This window comes from Pauljensenia sp. UMB1177 (genome assembly GCF_030217965.1).
In the GTDB taxonomy this organism is placed as follows: domain Bacteria; phylum Actinomycetota; class Actinomycetes; order Actinomycetales; family Actinomycetaceae; genus Pauljensenia; species Pauljensenia turicensis_A.
In genome coordinates this window covers 12,621-30,651 of record NZ_JASOOV010000004.1, presented here as the reverse complement: position 1 = coordinate 30,651, position 18,031 = coordinate 12,621, and the positions used below count along the sequence as shown (strand labels likewise).

The window sequence follows — 18,031 nt, the reverse complement described above, 5'->3', positions numbered from 1 at the left end:
CTTACCAGCGCGAAACAACCTCATCAAAACGGGTCAAAGCCGACGCAATCGCCATATGCATATCGAGGTACTGATACGAGCCAAGTCGCCCGCCAAACAGAACCTTGTCCTCCTGCGTCGCAAGCTCGCGGTAGGTAGCCAGAGTCTGCCTGTCGGTCGGCGCTGAAACCGGGTAGTACGGCTCGTCATCAATAGTGGCGAAGCGCGAGAACTCGCGCATAATCACTGTGTTCGTCGCACCCGTCCGGTCACGTTCAGGATGCAGGTGAGCAAACTCGTGGATGCGCGTGTAGGCAACGGTTTCATCGGCGTAATTCATCACCGAACACCCCTGGTAGTCAGCGGTATTGACGACTTCGGTCTCAAAATCAAGGGTTCGCCACTTCAGCTCGCCTGCCTGGTAATTGAAGTAGCGATCAATTGCACCCGTGTACACAACACCGGTTTGACCAACCGTGCGCTCTTTGGAGAATTCGTGTGAATCATCGAAGAAATCGGTGTTTGTCTTCACTGTGATGCGTGGATGATCAGCCAGCCGGGTCAGCCATGCTCCGTAGCCGTCGACGGGAAGCCCCTCGTAGGTGTCGCGGAAATAGTGGTTGTCGTAGGTAAAACGAACGGGAAGACGCGAAATGATTGCAGGATCCAGATCCTTCGGATCCATCTGCCACTGCTTCGCGGTGTATCCCCTAATAAACGCCTCATAGAGCGGGCGACCGATCAGGCTGATCGCCTTTTCTTCCAGATTCTCAGGAGTTTTACCACCGAGCTCTGACGCCTGCTCTTCCACAAGCGCTCGAGCAGCGTCTGGCCCGTAGGCCGCATTGAAGAACTGATTGATCGTCCCTAGGTTGATCGGCATCGGGTAAACAACGCCCTGATGGTTTGTGTAGACGCGATGCTGGTAATCGTTGAACGCCGTAAAGCGATTGACGTAATCCCAGACGCGTTCATTTGACGTGTGAAACAGGTGCGTCCCGTATCGGTGCACTTCAACACCAGTTTCAGGATCAACTGATGACCATGCGTTGCCACCGATGTGCTCACGGCGTTCGACGACAGTCACGTTCATACCGCGAAGTTCGGCTGCCTGACGCGCAAGCGTGAGTCCGAAGAATCCGGAGCCAACAACGACAAGATCCATACAACCGGTCCTTTCACACAGGCAAGAGCACGTGTGTCAACCGCGCACGCCCACAATGCAGATTCCCCCCAGTTTAGTGGCAAGAACGCAGTCTTCCGGCCAACAGCACGTTGTCAGAGCACAAAGAACGACCAGAACGGGCAAGCCCGGTCAGTTAAAGCCAATGAGCGCTCGGACAATCCCATAGCCTTTTCGCAGAACCCATTCATTCTTCATGCGAATCACTCGCCCCAGAAGATCGGACTCAACACGTTTGGCCGCGACGGGATTTACGTCTTCAAGGTCCTTCCACAGCTGGTCTTTCATCGCCAGGTGCTCGTCAGTTCCCGACAGAACAGCCATGATTGTGCAGACCACGCAGTTAATGCGCAGGTAGTGGATCATGTAGTTATAGAGGTTGGCCGGAACCGTGTCCGGGTCCGGAATAGCCTTCACCATCTCACGATTGACGCGCATCAGTTGATCCAAGCGCGAAATCATCACGGGCTCGTTGACCGACTGGTCGTCGCGACCAATGAAGTAGCGGTACAGGTCGACGTCAAGGTAGCGGATCGTGCGAATCAGCGGGAACGGCGTGTGGGAGTAAATGAAGTCAACGTAAAACGTGTGCTCGGGCATGACCAGACCGGACTGACGGACAAGTTCGGTGCGCATGGTCAGCGAGTGCATCATCAGGTACTGCGTGTAACGGCACTTACGAACGTCTTCCCAGCCAATTGTGCGTCCCTGTGGCAGGACGTTGCGGTAGCGGACAATCAGCTTGTGCGCTTTGCCCTGCTTTTCGTAGACGTAGTTAGTGACCAGAAGATCCAGTTCACGCCCGTTCGCACGTTCTTCACGAAGAACGTCAAGCACCTTGTTCATTGCCGCGCGATCAACCCAGTCGTCAGAATCGACGACGCGAACGTGTGTGCCCGTGGCAGCTTTCAAACCGGCATTGACTGCGCCACCATGGCCTTTATTTTCCTGGTGGATAGCCCGCACGCAGGTCGGATACTTTGAAGCCCACTGATCAGCAAGCGCACCGGTGTTGTCTTTTGAGCCGTCGTTGACGATCAATACTTCCACTTCATCGTTGTAGTCAACGAGGGTCGCAAGCGCCCGATCCAGATAGTCCTGCGAGTTGTACGAGGGAACGATGACAGACAGCAACGGCTGGGCGGACATGAGCTTTCCTTGATCGATGTCAGGCGGGTATGCATTAAGCATAGTCGTTGAAGCGTTACGCATATCGCGCCCCCTATCAGACGCAGGCGCCTGGGAAGAGATGCGTGGCCTCGTGCATAAATCACCATTGCCGAGTGTTAACAGTTGAGAATTTTTCGCAAACCGGTGACGCGCACCCGCAAACGTGCCACTATCGAAGCATGAAGATCGCAATTATTGGTTCCGGCGGCGTGGGCGGCTACCACGCAGGTGCTCTCATGGATGCGGGCGCCGAGGTTCATATCGTCACCACTCCCCGTCACGTCGCAGCAATCAGCGACAGGGGCTTGATCGTTCACACCGAATCCAGTTCGCGCACCTACCACCCCGCATCGGTGACCACCGACGGCACGGGCGTAGGCGTCTGCGACCTGGTGATGATCACCGTCAAGCTCACTCACTTCGAAGAATCGCTGGAAAACTGCCAGCAGATGATCGGCCCGGACACGCTGGTCCTGACCTTCCAGAACGGTGTCGTTGCGCCCGACATGGTGGCAAAACGCTTCGGAGCGGAGCACGCACTACCGTGCGTCACCTTCATCGTTGCCTTCATCGACGGCCCGGGCGAGGTCCGTCAGATCGGTGCCCGACCAAAGATGCTCATCGGCAGTGCACCGATTGGCTTGGACGGAACGTACCCGATCCTCGAAGAATTCAAGGACGCACTGCTTGCCAACGACGTTGATGCGCACATGTCCCCCACGATCGCACACGACCTCTGGTACAAGTACGCGGTCATCTGCACCATGGGTGGCGTGAACGTTCTGGCAAACGCGACCGTCGGCGAAATACGCTCCTTCGACGAAACCCACGCTCTCTGGACAAAGTCCGTGAAAGAGGTCCAGTCGGTCGCGCGCGCCAGCGGCGTTGATTTGACCAACGAGGACTGCGAAAAGATCGTCGGCGAGCTGGATAGCTACCCGGAAGCCTCGACCTCGTCGATGCAACGCGACCTGATTGCAGGAAAACTGTCAGAACTGGAGTACCTGAACGGAGCTCTTGTGGCGAAAGCTGACGCTGCCGGAATTGATGTTCCGTTACAGCGCCTGATTGTGACCATCGCGCGCTTGCATGCCAAGCGTGGTCGCGTTGGTCTAGCTTCCTAGCCCTCCTGCACTCTTACTTCACACGGTCGTTCGAGCATCGCGTCTGAGCGACCGGATATCCTAAGGACCATGACGTCTGCTTCCTCTTCAGCCCAGTTAATCTTCCTTGACCTTGACGGAACCCTGATCGGCAAAGACCAAACGGTCCCCGAATCCGCCCGTCAAGCGTGCGAGCAAGCCGTCGAAGGCGGCCACACCCTGTTCATGTGCACGGGTCGTTCGATCCCGGAAATCTACCCCTACCTGTGGGATTTCGGTTTTTCAGGGTGCGTTGCGGGAGCGGGAAGCTACGTGCGCGTCGGCCAGGAAGTCCTGCTGGACGAACGCGTTGACCCCGCGCTGATCGAACCGATCACCGATGTGTGGCGTCAGCTTGACGGAATGTGGATCTGGCAGGGGTCGGACGCCATGCACCCCTCCGAGGGATTCATGGAGATGTTCCTTGAAACCGCCGGAATGAAGCCCCAGGATTGGGCTCCCTACGCCGAGTCCATCGCCCCCTATCTTGGCGAGGGTCTTCCGAAGTCATCAGCGAAGTGCACGGCGTACATCCCAGCAGGTAACACGACCTACCAGCAGGTTCGCTCCCTTATCCCCGACTCGATGGACGTCATCCCCGGCTCTATTCCCGCAGGTAACACTCTGGTTTTTGAGGTGACTCCAAAGGGAATCTCGAAGGGCACTGGCATTCAGCTGGCTGCTCGCCATCTTGGTTTCGACATCGCTCACACCATCGCCATCGGCGATTCCATGAATGACCTTGAAGCACTGCAGGTGGCTGGAAGGTCAGTCGCAATGGGCGGAGCCGACCCCGTAATCGTCGCAGCCGCAACGTTCGAAACCGCCACCTTGGAAGAAGACGGTTTGGCCCGCGCCTTCGAAAAGTTGGCGCTGATCTAGTGGTCGCGACCTCGTCCTTTCTGCATCTCACCCAAGGGACGAAGCCGCGCTCACCACGTGAGCATTTTCCCCACTTAATGCGCGATGAACAGGGCACATTCATCCAAAGCACGCTAAACTAAACTAAATGTGACATATGCCCTATTTGCGGTGTTTTGAGGAGGCCCACATGAGTCAGGCAGCAGACATCCTTTCAGCCCTCGGTGGCTGGGACAACATTAAGACGATCGAAGCGTGCATCACTCGTATCCGCGCAGAGGTCACGGATGAAGACAAGATCGACGAAAAAGCCCTCTCTGACGCGGGCGCATTCGGTGTTGTCACCGTCGCAAACTCGGTGCAGGTCGTCATGGGCCCCGAAACCGAAACCATCGTCGAGGAAATCGAAAAGCTCAAGTGACCCACGCGATTATCGAAGCTGGCATCATCGCAACAATGATTGCGGTTCACTGCGCACAGTTCGTTCCTTCTTTGGCGCGAACCCGCACCACGCGGTGACCGCGCACCTCATTCGTTGAAGATCACGCATCTACTTCCATGACGTTCACGATCTACGCACCACTTTCCGGCACGGTCGAAGCTCTTTCCGCCGTGCCGGATCCTGTGTTTTCTCAAGAGATTATTGGGCCTGGTTTCGCTATTGTGCCCGAGAGCGAAGGCGCGGGTGCAACCATTGATGTTGCTGACGTGGGTGCGAGCACGAGCGATGCTGGCGCGAGTGCTGACTCGCTCTCTATCGCGAACGCTCCAATTTCGGGGACAGTTCATTCGCTTCACCCGCACGCTTTTGCGATCAAGCATCGGTCGGGCACAGGAATCTTGGTTCACCTTGGTATCGATACAGTGAACTTGAAGGGTGAAGGGTTCACCGTCCACGCTTCTAAGGGCGATGCGGTGAAAGCCGGCTCACCTTTAATCACGTGGGACCGTAGCATTGCGCGCCGTGCTGGCCTTGCCGTGATTGTTCCCGTCATCGCTCTGCGCCCCGATGTGTCCATGAAATTGCTGGTCAAGCCGGGGACTTTCGTTCGAGCCGGGGTTGCAATCGCCGACTGCTGGGAGCTCTAGCACTTTTCCGGTGGCACCACCTACACCTCACGCGACACAACCACGCCCTCAGACACTAAACCGTCGCATCAGGTGTAGCCCGTGCACGCAAACCGGTCACTCTCTCAAAACCAGCCAGCGAAAACCCAACCAGTCCCCTACTTTCGAGCGCGCACCGATGCCGTAAGAACGGTGAACAGGGAGTTCAAACGCTCATTGGCCGGAAGGTCGTCAATGTAAACCTCAACACCGTCAGCATCACAGAGCGGAACACGCCAGTTCGGATATTCCTTGTCAGTGCCGGGAAGATTCTGCGGACGCCTGTCCCCCACCGCATCCACCAACGATGCCACGACCAGCTGAGATGAGGTCTGCGCAACATACGCATGCAAGGCTTCAACGATCTCACGCTCTGACGGGGATGCGGATTCAAGCAACCCGTATTCACGAAGTCGAGCCAACACCTGTTCACGTTCAAGACGATCAGCGGCTCGCACGGATTCGACATCCTCGACCAGCAGACCAAGCTCGTCACGCAAAGTGGTCTGCACACCAGCCAAGTATCCGGCAGTCGGTGGCAGGTCGTGCGTGTTCACTGCGGCAAGGCACGCGGTGCGATACGAGCCGGGGTGAAGTGGCCATCCGCCACCATCCTTCTCGAACCAGAGGATCGAGGTCCCTAGGATGCCTCGCGAACTCAGGTAGTCGCGGACCCACGGTTCAACGGTTCCGAGGTCTTCACCAATGACAACTGCTCCGGCGCGTTGCGCTTCTAGGAGCACGGTTCCGACCATGGCCTCGTGATCGTAGTACACGTAGGTGCCGTTTCCGGCACCCATGCCCGCTGGGATCCACCAGAGGCGAAAGAGGCCGAGGATGTGGTCGATACGGATGGCTCCCGCGTTGGCGAGGGCTGCGCGGACCATGTCGCGGATCGGCTTGTAGCCGGCCTGTGCCAGGGCTCGTGGCGACCATGGCGGTTCCGACCAGTCCTGTCCCTGCTGGGAGTACATGTCTGGCGGAGCACCAACAGTCATACCTTGGGCGAACACGTGGCGGTTGGACCAGGTTTCGGATCCGTGTGAGTGAACACCGACGGCAAGGTCAGCCATGATGCCGATGTCCATACCGACGTCGGTTGCGACGCGTTGCGCGTCTTGCATCTGCTGGGAGACGATCCACTGGCACCATTCCCAGAATTCGATGCGGTCTGCCAGTTCAAGGCGGGCACGGTCAGCGGACGGTGATGTTGAGGATGCGATCTCGTCGGGCAGGATGGGAGATTCGTTTGCTTCTGCCAGGGCACTCCAGAGTGCGAAGTTCGCCAGATCGCGTCCACCTTCTTCGACGAAGTGGGTGAATTGCGAGGTTCGGTGGTACGAGCGTGGAATCTGGTAGATCAGTTCGAGAGCTTTACGTTTGGCTTCCCACGTGCGATCTCGGTCGACCAGCGCATCCGCGGTATCGGTAGCGTTCGTGGCTAGGCGGAGTTCTTCGATGGATCGACGAACGTCAGGTGATGCGTCGGCGAATTCGTCGATTGCTTCGGGGCGGATGTAGATGGGGTTCAGCCAACGGCGCGAAACCGGTAGGTACGGTGAGTTTTCCATCGGCGTGATCGGGCTGGACGCATGGATGGGGTTGATGAGCAGGAAGTCTGCTCCCCTGTCGGCGCATACTGACGCGAGATCGGCGAGGTCTTCAGCGTCACCCAATCCCCACGAGCGTGCCGAACGCGTTGAGTACAGCTGTGCAGATACGCCCCAGCGTCGCTTGGAGTCAGCGAGCGGGCCGTTGTCAATGTGGTTGGGCGCTACAAGCAAGGTTGCGGAGTGGACTTCTCCGCCTTCAAGCGTTGCGACGATCCGGTGCCAGCCCGGTGCCAGGTGGTCGGGTGTTTCGAAAGTTGCGCGGCCGATCAGCGCGTCACCGATTTGGCGCGGGGCGATGTAGCGGTCGAGTTGCGTGCAGTCGCCGGATGTTCCGTCTTCGCTGATCCAGGTGACGTGCACCCAGTTGCCGTGGGGGACGTGGACGGGGAAATCACGGTGTTGTCCTTGGCGTGCCACGATCGTTGGTGGCAGTGTGGCAAGCCAGAATCGGTCTTCTGTTTCCGTCAGCGCGTGGTGGATATCTCCGACCGTTGAGTCGGCGTCAACGTTGACGCCGAGTGCTTTGAGGACAGCGAGCAGAGAGTCAGCTGAAACGAATTTTTGTTGTCCGTACCAGTCCCAGAAGAAGGTTGCGACACCGTTTTTGTCGGCGAGGGCTCGTAGCGTGTCAATATCGGACGCTGCTGGCGCACTCCAGTCCACGTGTGACTCCTTTGGTTGCGGGCGTACAGCCAAGTCTATGCGTCAGTCTTGCCCTTGGGAACCGTTGGCCGGCAAAGTGGACGCGACTCTAGTTACGCTTCGTTGGCAGTGTCCCTTTTGACAACGGTTGCCATTTTTTCTGCGATGTTGTCAGATTCTGTGCCTGCGATGATTTGGACGATGTTACCGGATCGGACGACTGCTAGGACGAACGGCATGCGGAGTGCGTCTTCGTTGACGTTTGCTTGGTTGCCTACTTCGACTCGGATGCGGAGGGAGCACGGTTCGATGTCGATGATGTTGGAAGATCCACCGAGGGCGTCAACCAACGCGAGAGCCGATTCCATCCCGCTCCTTCCTTCCAAGGCATAGTCCTGTTGCGATCCGCATCACATGGTAGCCCTTTAAACGTATGATCGCAATCACTCAACACGGTCAGGCTAGTGTTTTTTGGCTGTTTTTTGCAGTTTTTCTACGTTGTCTAGTGTTGACAGTAGGCGGCTTTCTGCGCCTAGGGTGGGTGGATTGTGCGGTGGCGTGCGCGAGGTTTCAGGTGAAAATAGATACATGACTCGTCCCATTGATGTTCCGCTGATTTCTACTGAGCCTGTTGCTTCTGTATTAAGGATTTTGGCTTTGGAGGAGTCTGGTCACGATCGTTTTGTTGGCCATTCGTTGCCTCAGGTGAGGCGTGTTTATGGTGGCCAGGTTGTGGCGCAGGCGTTGGTTGCTGCCGCTGCGACGATGGATGAGGGGCGTCTTCCTCATTCATTCCACACGTATTTCATGCGTGGTGGCGACCCGTCGATACCGTTTGAGCTTGAGGTTCAACGTCTTCGCGATGGGCGTTCGTTTTCTTCGCGTCGGGTTGTGTGTCGCCAGGGTGAGAAAGAGATTCTGGCGTTGCAGGCGTCGTACGAGAGGAACGAGGCCGGCTTGGCTTTCACGTCTGACTCCCCTGCCGTGACGCCGCCGGAAGAGCTTTCGAGTGCTTTGGAGATTTTTCGGGCGATGGATCATCCGGTTGGGCGTTTTTTGGGAAAAACAACGGCATTTGATGTGCGCCATGTTCAGCAGTCGCTGTATACGAAGTCGGATGAGTCGTTGGCCAGTCGCCAGCAGTTGTGGATGAAGCCTCGTGCCGAGGTGCCTGCTGAGGCGAGCCAGCATGTTCATCGCGCTTTGTTGGCGTATGTGATTGATCAGGTGATGTTGGAGCCTGCGATGCGCGCGTTGGGGTTGTCTTGGATGACTCCTGGCATGTCGGCTGCGTCGTTGGATCATGCGATGTGGTTCCACCGCGATGTGGATATTAATGAATGGTTGTTGTTCGATGGGACGTGTTCGAATGTGAATTCGTCGCGTACGTTGGTTCGTTATCAGGTGTTTACGCGTGATGGGACGCTGGTCGCTGAGGCTGAACAGCAGGGGATGTTGCGCGTTCCTGGGAATGGGCAGGCTGGTTCTGGGCGCTGGGGTTTCGGTGTGGATCCAAAGACCGGTCAGTTGCGTGCTGGTATGGCGTAGTTGTGTTGGCGTAGGTGCGGGACGGTTTGGCGTTGTGGAACGCAAACAACCTCAGTTGCCGCAGCTATAGGTAGTGCGGAGTCACCGCTGGCAACTCTGCACTACCTATTGGGGATCGAGTGAGGCTCAGTCTTCGTAGCAACGCTTGCCTCCACGGGCGAGTACTTCATGCCCTCCTCCAACACGGCGATCTTGTTGCCGTTTCTCGAAACCCGAAGCTCGTCATCTCGGGGTTAGTTTCATCATGCAACAGCCGGTATAAGGGGTGTTCGAGGGCTTTTCCTTGTCGCCACCGTCCTTGTAACGGTATACGTGCAGTGGTAGTGGAGTGTCCTTGGTTTTTGGGTCCAGGTGACTTGAGTGTTGTCCATTGATGTCCCGCCACTAGGTGGGGAGAATGGAGCAATGGTGAAAAAGTTCAGTAAGCACACGCCCGAACAAATTGTTCGTAAGCTCAACAAATCACGGGAGTTGAGGGAATCAGGATTGGCGACGGCTCAGATCCTCACAGATCCCAGCACTCACTAAGAACTACTCGATTCAATTGTGCTGAGAGGGTGGTGAAAGACTCATCGAAGTGAGTGCGTCCGGCGTTGACCCGGATCTCGTTCTCGAACGAGTAGCCCCACAGAGTGCAGACTAGGGTATCAAGAGACCTCCGAGAAGAACTCTCGTGTCCGAACCCAAAGTTCATGCGTTGGGCGCCCTATCGTGACTACCGAATACTCACACAGACGGATCAACTAATTTGGCTGCCACAGGTCTCTGGTTAGCGCGATCCTGGCCAAGCCCAGTCATCAGACATTCCTTGTAGACGAGTCGCAGTCTACGGTACCTAGAAGAAGAATCCCTGGCGCGCCGCCTTGCCACGATCAATATCTCGTTGAACTTTCATCAAAGCTTCACGCTCTTCGGGCGGAGCTTCATGCATTCTCTTGTCAATTCTCCTTCGCAGAGAGAAATGCCACCAAATGGCAAATCCAACTAGCACGAGAACCGCGAGCACAATCCATTCAGCGATAGTCATATTTTAGTATCTCACAAGGTTCCCCCTCCCCCGCACAGCAAGGATTCGGCGTTGAAGCATCCCGGGTTTTGTTCCGAGGTTTTTGTGAGAGGATTTCGCATGCCAAGGAACTATATAAAAGTTTTTGGGGAGCGGGATGTCAGGCTTGTTGAGGATCGTCTGCGGGATAATCTGGGAGTGTCTGAAACCCGCGAACACGTCGCTTTCATAGTTGCTAGGAAGCTTGATGCTGCTTCGGTGATTGAACTGCTCGACCTTGCCTGCCTCGAGCATGGTGGACGTCCCAGGGTGATCCGGATGGATAACGGCCCCGAATTCATCTCTCACGCACTGCAAGAGTGGGCAACCGAGGATGGGACATTCCAAGCGTTTATCCCGCCCGGTCAGCCATGGCATAACGGGTTCGTTGAATCGTTCCACAACCGGATGAGAGACGAGCTGTTAGAGGACAACAGTATCGAGAACCTGGAACACGCTCGCCCGCTCGTAAATCTGCGGTCACGACGTTACAAAGACTTCCATCCGCATTCCTCGCTGGGCTACCTCAGCCCACGACAATATGCGGAACAATGGAGACAAGAAAACACGGTCAACGCTTAAACCACGTGGACCTAATCCTTAGGCCACTCCAGTAGCCCGGCTATCGCCTCAGCCAAGATCCGTACGTAGCCATAGACAGCAGTCATCTGCATCGCGAAACGTTCTGTCACCAGACGCCCAGCAGATGTCGGCCCAAATAGAAACGAATAGAACGGCGTTATATGGTGGTTTTTAGCTTCGCACGCTTTGGGACGTAGCCAGTTTTTAGACCCATATAAGTTCCTTCCTGGATATGCGAAAATATCTCTATGAACACGGCCGGCACTTCGCATCTTCCCGTGCTAGGGGTAGGGCCTATCTATGTATCGGCTATTTTCGCGCTCACGGTCACGGCGAGCATTCTCAGCTATTTAGGTCTCGCATCAAACGGCGCTATCGCTAACGCGTGGATACGAATACTCATGATTGCAGCAGGCCTGCTCGTGATTGCGGAGGCCGTAATTGTGTGGTGTGCGGCGGTCTTTGGCTCTCACATGGTCCAAAGTGTCAAGACCGGCAAGCTCATGACCAGTGGGATTTACGCATGGGTGCGCCACCCCGTTTACGCAGCCTTTTTGCTGTTGAACTGCGGTCTCTTGCTCGTGCAAGCAAACTGGTGGCTGCTAGCCCTACCAGTGATTTATTGGGTAGGCCTGAGCGTCTTGATGAAACACACCGAAGAGCGCTGGCTAGAAAACAAATTCGGTGACGAATACACCCGCTATGCCACCCGCGTTAACCGCATCCTTCCCTGGCCACCTCATAGCACCAAAAGTCCCCGCAAATCATAAACTGAGCTCGCCTCTGGGGTGTTGCCGCATCTTATTGCCCGATTTAAGGCCATGATGGTAGCGACGACTCCATCGATCTTCTCGGCGGATTTTTGTTTGTCGGGTTTGATGTTTCCTGCTGGGTCAGTACGCACATGAATGTTATCGACCATCCAAGCCAGCACTGGGTGCCCGCCATGGGTTAGCTTGCCCTCTAAGGCAAGTTTCATGAGTTCCTTCGACGGTGGGGACATGTCTTTGAAGCCTTGCCCAAACGGCACCACCGTGAAACCAGCATCCTCAAGGCGGGCACTCAGTAAAACCTCACCAGCTGTTGAACCAAGCGCCCTGCAAGCTCGTCTTCAAGTTCGAATACGGCGCGGACGTTGCCCGACGGGTCGAGGCGTTCGATTGTTTGGCCTCGTCCTTCACCATCGGTGGTATCGACGCTGACTCGCATCTGTTCGCTCCGCTTGGCACTCGACATTCTGCTGGCGAGCGCCACTGTCATCGGATCGTGGAGCGCGCATGAACGCCGACCGAAGACGTCCGTGTAGAAGTCGAAGTACAGGTTGAGGATCTCGCCGAGCGCGCTGACGAAGGGGTGCGAGTGTTCCAGTAGCGCTCGTCGATGTTCTTCGAACATCGGGTATTGCATCGTCACATCAAGAGGAACCAAGGTAATCGGCCATTTGGCATCAAAGACCCGCTGCGCCGCTTCGGGATCGTTCGCGATATTGGCCTCTGCGACAGGCGAAACATTTCCGGGCACGCGTAGTGCGCCACCCATGATGACAAGCTCTTTCACGAGCTGTGGCAACGCCGGCTCCAATTCAATCGCGTGCGCAAGGTTCGTCAGCGGTCCGACAGCAATAACAACGAGGCTACCCGTATACTCGCTCGCGAGATCGATCAGAAGCTCGGCCGCACTCCTCGTATCAGCGGCTTGGGTCGACGCGGGAAGTTCGACGTTGCCAACGCCATTTTCCCCATGGATATGGGGCACTCCCCCGTCATAAGGGTGGGTAAGGAAGTCGTGTGCACCAGTCGCGACTGGTATCCCCGATCGTCCCGCTAAAGCAAGAAGATCAAGCGTGTTTCGCGTTGCCTGTTCGGCATCAGTATTCCCAGAAACGCACCCAACGCCGACGAGCTTCAGGCTGGGGTTGGCAAGACAGAGGGCCAATGCCAGCGCATCATCGATTCCCGTATCGCAGTCCAAGAACACTGGTGTTTGAGTTGGGATCATTTGTCTTTCCTTGCCTCTTACGTTCCCCTAACGGGCCCCTGATGTGACCACGATATAACGAAGTGGAGCGTAGCCAATCGGCTACGCTCCACTTCCTGGGCTCTACGATTCTCAGTCGCGCGTCAGCTTACGGTGCGTGACGCGATGCGGGTTCGCCGCATCCTGACCAAGGCGTTCGATCTTGTTCTTCTCATAGGACTCGAAGTTTCCCTCGTACCAGTACCACTGAGCCGGATCCTCTTCGGTACCTTCCCACGCAAGAATGTGAGTGGCCACGCGGTCGAGGAACCAACGGTCGTGGGTGACGACCACGGCGCAACCGGGGAACTGCAGAAGAGCATTTTCCAGTGAGCCGAGGGTTTCGACGTCCAAGTCGTTGGTCGGCTCGTCAAGGAGCAACAGGTTACCGCCCTGCTTGAGCGTCAGTGCCAGGTTCAGGCGGTTGCGCTCACCACCGGACAGAACACCAGCAGGCTTCTGCTGATCCGGCCCTTTGAAGCCAAACGCGGACACGTAGGCGCGTGACGGCATTTCAACGTTTCCGACCTGGATGTAGTCGAGTCCGTCAGAGACGACCTCCCAGAGGGTCTTATCCGGATCGATGCCTGCGCGAGTCTGGTCAACGTAAGAGATCTTGACGGTTTCACCGATATTCAGTTCGCCACCGTCAAGAGGCTCCAGGCCAACGATGGTCTTGAACAGGGTCGTCTTACCAACACCATTCGGGCCAATGACGCCGACAATGCCGTTACGCGGCAGGGAGAACGACAGTCCATCGATCAGCGTGCGATCGCCGAAGCCCTTTTGTAGGTTGGTTGCTTCGATGACGATTGAGCCCAAGCGCGGGCCTGGCGGAATCTGAATTTCTTCGAAGTCGAGCTTACGAGTGCGCTCCGCTTCGGCAGCCATTTCCTCGTAGCGTTCCAGACGAGCCTTCGACTTCGCTTGACGGCCCTTCGGGTTCGAACGAACCCATTCAAGTTCCTCCTTCAGGCGCTTGGCAAGCTTCGCGTCCTTCTGTCCTTGAACCTGCAGACGCTTTTCCTTCGTCTCCAGGTAGGTCGAGTAGTTGCCCTCGTACGGGTAGAGGTGCCCACGGTCAACTTCAGCGATCCAGCCTGCAACGTGGTCAAGGAAGTAACGGTCGTGGGTAACCGCGATAACGGCACCAGCGTAGGTGGACAGGTGCTTTTCCAGCCAGAGCACGGACTCGGCATCCAGGTGGTTCGTCGGTTCGTCAAGCAGTAGCAGATCGGGAGCCTCGATCAGCAGGCGACACAGTGCTACGCGACGACGCTCGCCACCGGACAGGACGTTGACGGGCTGGTCTGCCGGCGGGCAACGCAACGCGTCCATTGCCTGCTCAAGTTGGGAATCAATATCCCAAGCGTTCGTAGCATCGAGTGCGTCCTGGAGCTTGCCCATTTCTTCCATCAGAGCATCGAAATCCGCATCCGGATTCGCCATCTCTTCAGAAATCTTGTTGAAACGATCGAGCTTCGCAAACGTATCTGCCGCACCCATACGAACGTTCTCAATCACGGTCTTCGTATCATCAAGCTTCGGTTCCTGCTCAAGGATGCCGACGCTGTAACCCGGGGTCAGGCGAGCTTCGCCATTACTCGGTTCGTCAAGGCCTGCCATAATCTTCAAGATCGAGGACTTACCGGCACCGTTCGGACCGACCATACCGATCTTCGCGCCCGGGAAGAACGACATAGACACGTCATCGAGGATTACCTTATCCCCGTGCGCCTTACGCGCTTTAATCATCTGGTAGATGTACTCAGCCACTGGTCTCCATCCAACATGTGGGTGTGCATGACAGTAAAACTGTCCGTTTATCCCCTCCATGCTAAGCCACACCCACGCTGAACCCCACACGACTGCTGAGAATTACAGCGTGGGCGTGACCACGTCCACGACCTCGCGAGCTTATTTATCCTCTGGGCACTTGTCCTTGGGATAAGTGAAGTTCCCTTTCGTCTTCACCTTCGCCTGATCAACACGTCGATTCTTACCCACCGTTGTCTTCAGAGTCGACGATTGCTCTTGTCCGCACGACCCATCGCAGGCTTCATCGCTACATTCTGGGCCTGTCAATGGCGCGGTATCACCTTCGCTTTCCTCACCAATAGCGTTCAACGCAGTTAAAGGAGAGTCTTCAAAACTTGCTCCCAAAGGGTCGGACACCCCACCCCCGGAGCTCATCCTCACGTTGGCCCCAGAAACGTCAGACGTTGAAGTAAGCGTGGCCACGGCCTCGTCCCTCGAAGAAAGAACAGAACCGCCCTCTGAAGGCGAAGGCATATTCTTGGTCCATGTACTCCTTCCGCTGGTCAAGTCATGCCCGATCGCTTGAGCGTTAATGACCACTTCAGAGCGAATATTTCCGTCAGAATCCTTCCACGCATTCGCGCGAGGGCGCCCCGTCACAATCACGGGCTCGCCCTTCGCCAATGAATGCAGGGCATTATCGGCAAGCCGATCCCACGCGTGAACCGAATACCACTGAGTACGCCCCTGCGTCAGAACCCCGTCAGCAGATGCGAACCAGTGTGTGACCGCCAAGCGGAAACGGATCGTCACGTGGTTGTTCGCAGTCTTCGATACACGCAAGTCTGTGCCAATACGGCCTCGCAAAGTAATCGTCGTGTCGCTCATCAGTGTCTCCTTCATCCTCGCTATTGAGCTGACACGATGAGCTTGAAACTCAATTGGCGAGGGCGCTCATACATCCCTCGCCAATTGTGGATAAGTGGCACATGAGCGAAATTGTGGATAATTCCTATCCGCAACCGTCCCTGCTTTGCCATAACGCGACCGCAATGCTGGCGCGAAACCGAGTTAACGCAGATCAGGCACCAATACGTGGAATCTCAAGAGCCAGAGTTTCCTTCAGCGCTTGAGCCGCAGCCTCGGAAGAAACACGGTGAGACGGGAACAAAACGCGACGGAAATACTCAAGTTCCTGGATAGATTCCAGAATGTCCGCGAGCGCACGGTGACCACCGTGCTTGGTCGGTGCGCCGTAGAACGCGTTCGGGTACCAGCGCTTCGCCAGTTCCTTCAGGGAAGAAACGTCGATGATGCGGTAGTGAAGGTGGTCGATAACACTGGGCATATATTCCTCGAGGAACATCTTGTCCGTGCCGACCGAGTTACCGGCAAGAAGAGCTTTTCCGGGGGTAGGAACGAACTGCTTGACGTACGACAGAACCTGGTCTGTTGCTTCTTGGAGCGTCAGCCCGTTTTCAAGTTCTTTAAGCAACCCGGAGGTCGTGTGCATGTTGCGCACGAAGTCGTTCATGTGCTCCAGTGCAGCTGCTGGGGGCTTGATCAGAACGTCGATGCCTGGGTCAACTATGTTCAGGTCGGCGTCAGTGATAACGACGGCGACCTCGACCAGCGCGTCGGCTTTCACGTTGAGGCCGGTCATTTCGCAGTCGATCCATACCAATGGATCCTTCAGTTTCTTCGTCACTCGCTTATTTTACCGCGGGGTTTTGAGCCCTCTTGCGTGGGACGTGCCACCTTCGTCGCGCCCGCGCGGGTGCTCCCTCTCCCCTTTCGCACACATTGACGAGGCTCCCCTGAAGCTCGTTCCAATTTCGCAGTCCTCACGGGGTAGCAGAATATATCCCCACTGATGTATTTTCTCTGACCGCCACGTGATCGCCATCGAACGCAGGTAGGCAAGCGGTTTTAGACTGTATCCGTTCGCCGTACGCACCCGCGCCGGCTTGCGACCGATTCCTGGTTCCCGATCGATTGAAGGACCTGATGAGCGACACAACCGCTTCCACGTTCCACACAAATGCGACTCCTGCGGATATTGAATCCGCATCAAAGGTGTTGCGTGGCGTTGTTCACCGCACTGCGTTGGCGCGTTCTGAACGGTTGACGGATGCGATTGGTGCCCCGGTGCTGCTCAAGCGTGAAGATACGCAGAAGTGCCGTTCCTTCAAGGTTCGAGGCGCCTACGCACGTATGTCGCTATTATCTGCAGCTGAACGTGAACGTGGCGTCGTCTGTGCCTCGGCAGGTAACCATGCGCAGGGCATCGCCTATTCGTGCGCTCACCTGAAGGTTCACGGCACGATTTATCTGCCGTCGAATACTCCTCGTCAGAAGCGCAATCGTATTGCTGCGATCGGTGGTGATTGGGTCGAGCAGGTCATCGTTGATGGCACCTTCGACAAGGCAAACGCGCTGGCGCAGGAAGCTGCGCGCGCGACTGGGCGCACTTACGTTCACCCCTACGATGATCCGATGACGATCGCGGGCCAGGGCACGATCGGCGTTGAGTTGCTCGAACAGATGCCCGAGAACACGGTGGCAGTCCTCGTTCCCGTCGGTGGCGGTGGATTGCTTGCTGGCATCGCGACGTGGATCCGCGCTAAGCGCCCCGAAATCAAGATCATCGGCGTCGAGCCCGAAGGGGCGGCCTCGATGCACGCTGCCCTGCATGCTGGCGAGCCAATTACGTTGGCATCGGTTGACCCGTTCGTTGACGGCACCGCTGTTGGTCGTGCGGGAGCTCTCGCCTACGACGCTACCCGCCTGTACGTCGACGATGTACTCGTTGTTCCCGAGGGCGCAGTGTGCACGGAAATGCTCGACCTCTACCAGTCCGATGGCGTCATTGCTGAGCCGGCTGGCGCCCTGGCATCGACCGCGATCCGTTCCTACCTGTCAACCCCTGAAGAGCGCGAACGCTACCTGGGTGACTCTGATGGTGCAATCATCGCGATCGTGTCCGGTGGCAATAACGACCTGACACGTTACGCCGAGGTTATGGAGCGTTCGCTTCGTCACGAGGGCTTGCGCCACTACTTCCTGGTCACGTTCCCCCAGCAACCGGGGGCTCTGCGCCTCTTCCTGCAGGATGTTCTTGGCCCGCACGACGACATCGTTCACTTCGAGTACACAAAGAAGAACAATCGAGAATCTGGGCCCGCCGTTGTTGGCATCGATATTGCGGCGAAGGATGACATCGACGGTTTGCGCCGACGCATGGCGGATTCGCCCCTGCACGTCGAAGAGCTGCATGCGGATTCGGAGATTTTCCGCCTGATCATCTGAGGCGTCATGCTAGTTCCACTTGCGAGCGCTTTCGGTAAGCGTGTGGCTTTCTCTTATTCACGAGGCTGGCCACGTT

16 protein-coding genes and 1 pseudogene are annotated in these 18,031 nt (G+C 56.6%); 8 read left to right on the top strand and 9 right to left on the bottom strand.

Features of this window, described 5'->3' with window-relative positions; all coding sequences use genetic code 11:
- Nucleotide 1: 1 nt before the first annotated feature.
- Both glf and QP442_RS06040 read right to left on the bottom strand, forming a co-directional pair.
- Nucleotides 2–1,144 carry a UDP-galactopyranose mutase gene (gene glf, locus QP442_RS06045; protein WP_006681209.1) on the bottom strand — a complete coding sequence of 381 codons (1,143 nt, stop codon included), beginning with the start codon at nucleotides 1,142–1,144 and terminating at the stop codon, nucleotides 2–4.
- A gap of 150 nt (nucleotides 1,145–1,294) precedes the next feature.
- A complete protein-coding gene (locus QP442_RS06040) occupies nucleotides 1,295–2,311 on the bottom strand; it encodes a glycosyltransferase (RefSeq protein WP_103632055.1) in 1,017 nt (338 codons plus the stop codon).
- 200 nt (nucleotides 2,312–2,511) lie between these two features.
- Here QP442_RS06040 and QP442_RS06035 point away from each other — a divergent pair, with 200 nt between their 5' ends.
- The 4 genes from QP442_RS06035 to QP442_RS06020 all read left to right on the top strand — a co-directional run bounded on the left by QP442_RS06035 (nucleotide 2,512) and on the right by QP442_RS06020 (nucleotide 5,424).
- Nucleotides 2,512–3,456 (top strand): ketopantoate reductase family protein, encoded by a 945-nt coding sequence (locus QP442_RS06035; protein ID WP_181002086.1) that lies wholly within the window; start codon nucleotides 2,512–2,514, stop codon nucleotides 3,454–3,456.
- A 69-nt stretch (nucleotides 3,457–3,525) separates the two neighbouring features.
- Entirely contained in the window at nucleotides 3,526–4,356 is an 831-nt protein-coding gene (locus QP442_RS06030) for an HAD family hydrolase (RefSeq protein WP_006681212.1), read from the top strand.
- Between the two features lie 169 nt (nucleotides 4,357–4,525).
- Complete coding sequence (locus QP442_RS06025; RefSeq protein ID WP_006681213.1) at nucleotides 4,526–4,756, top strand: glucose PTS transporter subunit EIIB; 231 nt, start codon at nucleotides 4,526–4,528, stop codon at nucleotides 4,754–4,756.
- 137 nt (nucleotides 4,757–4,893) lie between these two features.
- Nucleotides 4,894–5,424, top strand: a complete 531-nt coding sequence (locus tag QP442_RS06020; RefSeq protein ID WP_219585197.1) for a PTS sugar transporter subunit IIA — start codon at nucleotides 4,894–4,896, stop codon at nucleotides 5,422–5,424.
- A gap of 137 nt (nucleotides 5,425–5,561) precedes the next feature.
- Here the strand turns inward: QP442_RS06020 and malQ are convergent, their stop codons facing one another.
- Together malQ and QP442_RS06010 are read right to left on the bottom strand one after the other, a co-directional pair.
- The gene (gene malQ, locus QP442_RS06015) at nucleotides 5,562–7,718 is read right to left on the bottom strand and encodes a 4-alpha-glucanotransferase (protein ID WP_103631895.1); all 2,157 of its coding nucleotides are present in this window, start codon (nucleotides 7,716–7,718) and stop codon (nucleotides 5,562–5,564) included.
- A 92-nt stretch (nucleotides 7,719–7,810) separates the two neighbouring features.
- Nucleotides 7,811–8,065, bottom strand: a complete 255-nt coding sequence (locus QP442_RS06010) for a PTS transporter subunit EIIB (RefSeq protein WP_103631896.1) — start codon at nucleotides 8,063–8,065, stop codon at nucleotides 7,811–7,813.
- A gap of 220 nt (nucleotides 8,066–8,285) precedes the next feature.
- Here QP442_RS06010 and QP442_RS06005 point away from each other — a divergent pair, with 220 nt between their 5' ends.
- The 3 genes from QP442_RS06005 (at nucleotide 8,286) to QP442_RS05995 (ending at nucleotide 11,642) form a co-directional block, all read left to right on the top strand.
- Complete coding sequence (locus tag QP442_RS06005) at nucleotides 8,286–9,245, top strand: acyl-CoA thioesterase (RefSeq protein WP_285069696.1); 960 nt, start codon at nucleotides 8,286–8,288, stop codon at nucleotides 9,243–9,245.
- A 1,126-nt stretch (nucleotides 9,246–10,371) separates the two neighbouring features.
- Nucleotides 10,372–10,872 (top strand): integrase core domain-containing protein, encoded by a 501-nt coding sequence (locus QP442_RS06000; protein ID WP_006681219.1) that lies wholly within the window; start codon nucleotides 10,372–10,374, stop codon nucleotides 10,870–10,872.
- A gap of 248 nt (nucleotides 10,873–11,120) precedes the next feature.
- Nucleotides 11,121–11,642 carry a methyltransferase family protein gene (locus tag QP442_RS05995; protein WP_006681220.1) on the top strand — a complete coding sequence of 174 codons (522 nt, stop codon included), beginning with the start codon at nucleotides 11,121–11,123 and terminating at the stop codon, nucleotides 11,640–11,642.
- Here QP442_RS05995 and QP442_RS05990 read toward each other — a convergent pair.
- The 5 genes and pseudogenes from QP442_RS05990 to orn form a co-directional block, all read right to left on the bottom strand.
- Nucleotides 11,612–11,935: pseudogene (locus tag QP442_RS05990) on the bottom strand (terminase TerL endonuclease subunit); the annotation flags it as partial. The gene QP442_RS05995 and the pseudogene QP442_RS05990 overlap by 31 nt on opposite strands.
- Nucleotides 11,935–12,870, bottom strand: a complete 936-nt coding sequence (locus QP442_RS05985) for a nucleoside hydrolase (RefSeq protein WP_006681222.1) — start codon at nucleotides 12,868–12,870, stop codon at nucleotides 11,935–11,937. The gene QP442_RS05985 and the pseudogene QP442_RS05990, both read right to left, overlap by 1 nt.
- A gap of 111 nt (nucleotides 12,871–12,981) precedes the next feature.
- A complete protein-coding gene (gene ettA, locus QP442_RS05980) occupies nucleotides 12,982–14,664 on the bottom strand; it encodes an energy-dependent translational throttle protein EttA (protein ID WP_006681223.1) in 1,683 nt (560 codons plus the stop codon).
- A gap of 141 nt (nucleotides 14,665–14,805) precedes the next feature.
- A complete protein-coding gene (locus tag QP442_RS05975) occupies nucleotides 14,806–15,534 on the bottom strand; it encodes a single-stranded DNA-binding protein (protein WP_285069695.1) in 729 nt (242 codons plus the stop codon).
- Between the two features lie 193 nt (nucleotides 15,535–15,727).
- The gene (gene orn / locus QP442_RS05970; RefSeq protein ID WP_285069694.1) at nucleotides 15,728–16,354 is read right to left on the bottom strand and encodes an oligoribonuclease; all 627 of its coding nucleotides are present in this window, start codon (nucleotides 16,352–16,354) and stop codon (nucleotides 15,728–15,730) included.
- 299 nt (nucleotides 16,355–16,653) lie between these two features.
- Between orn and ilvA the strand changes: the two genes are divergently transcribed.
- On the top strand, nucleotides 16,654–17,955 hold the full coding sequence (gene ilvA, locus QP442_RS05965; RefSeq protein ID WP_103631904.1) for a threonine ammonia-lyase IlvA: 1,302 nt from the start codon (nucleotides 16,654–16,656) through the stop codon (nucleotides 17,953–17,955).
- Nucleotides 17,956–18,031: the final 76 nt, after the last annotated feature.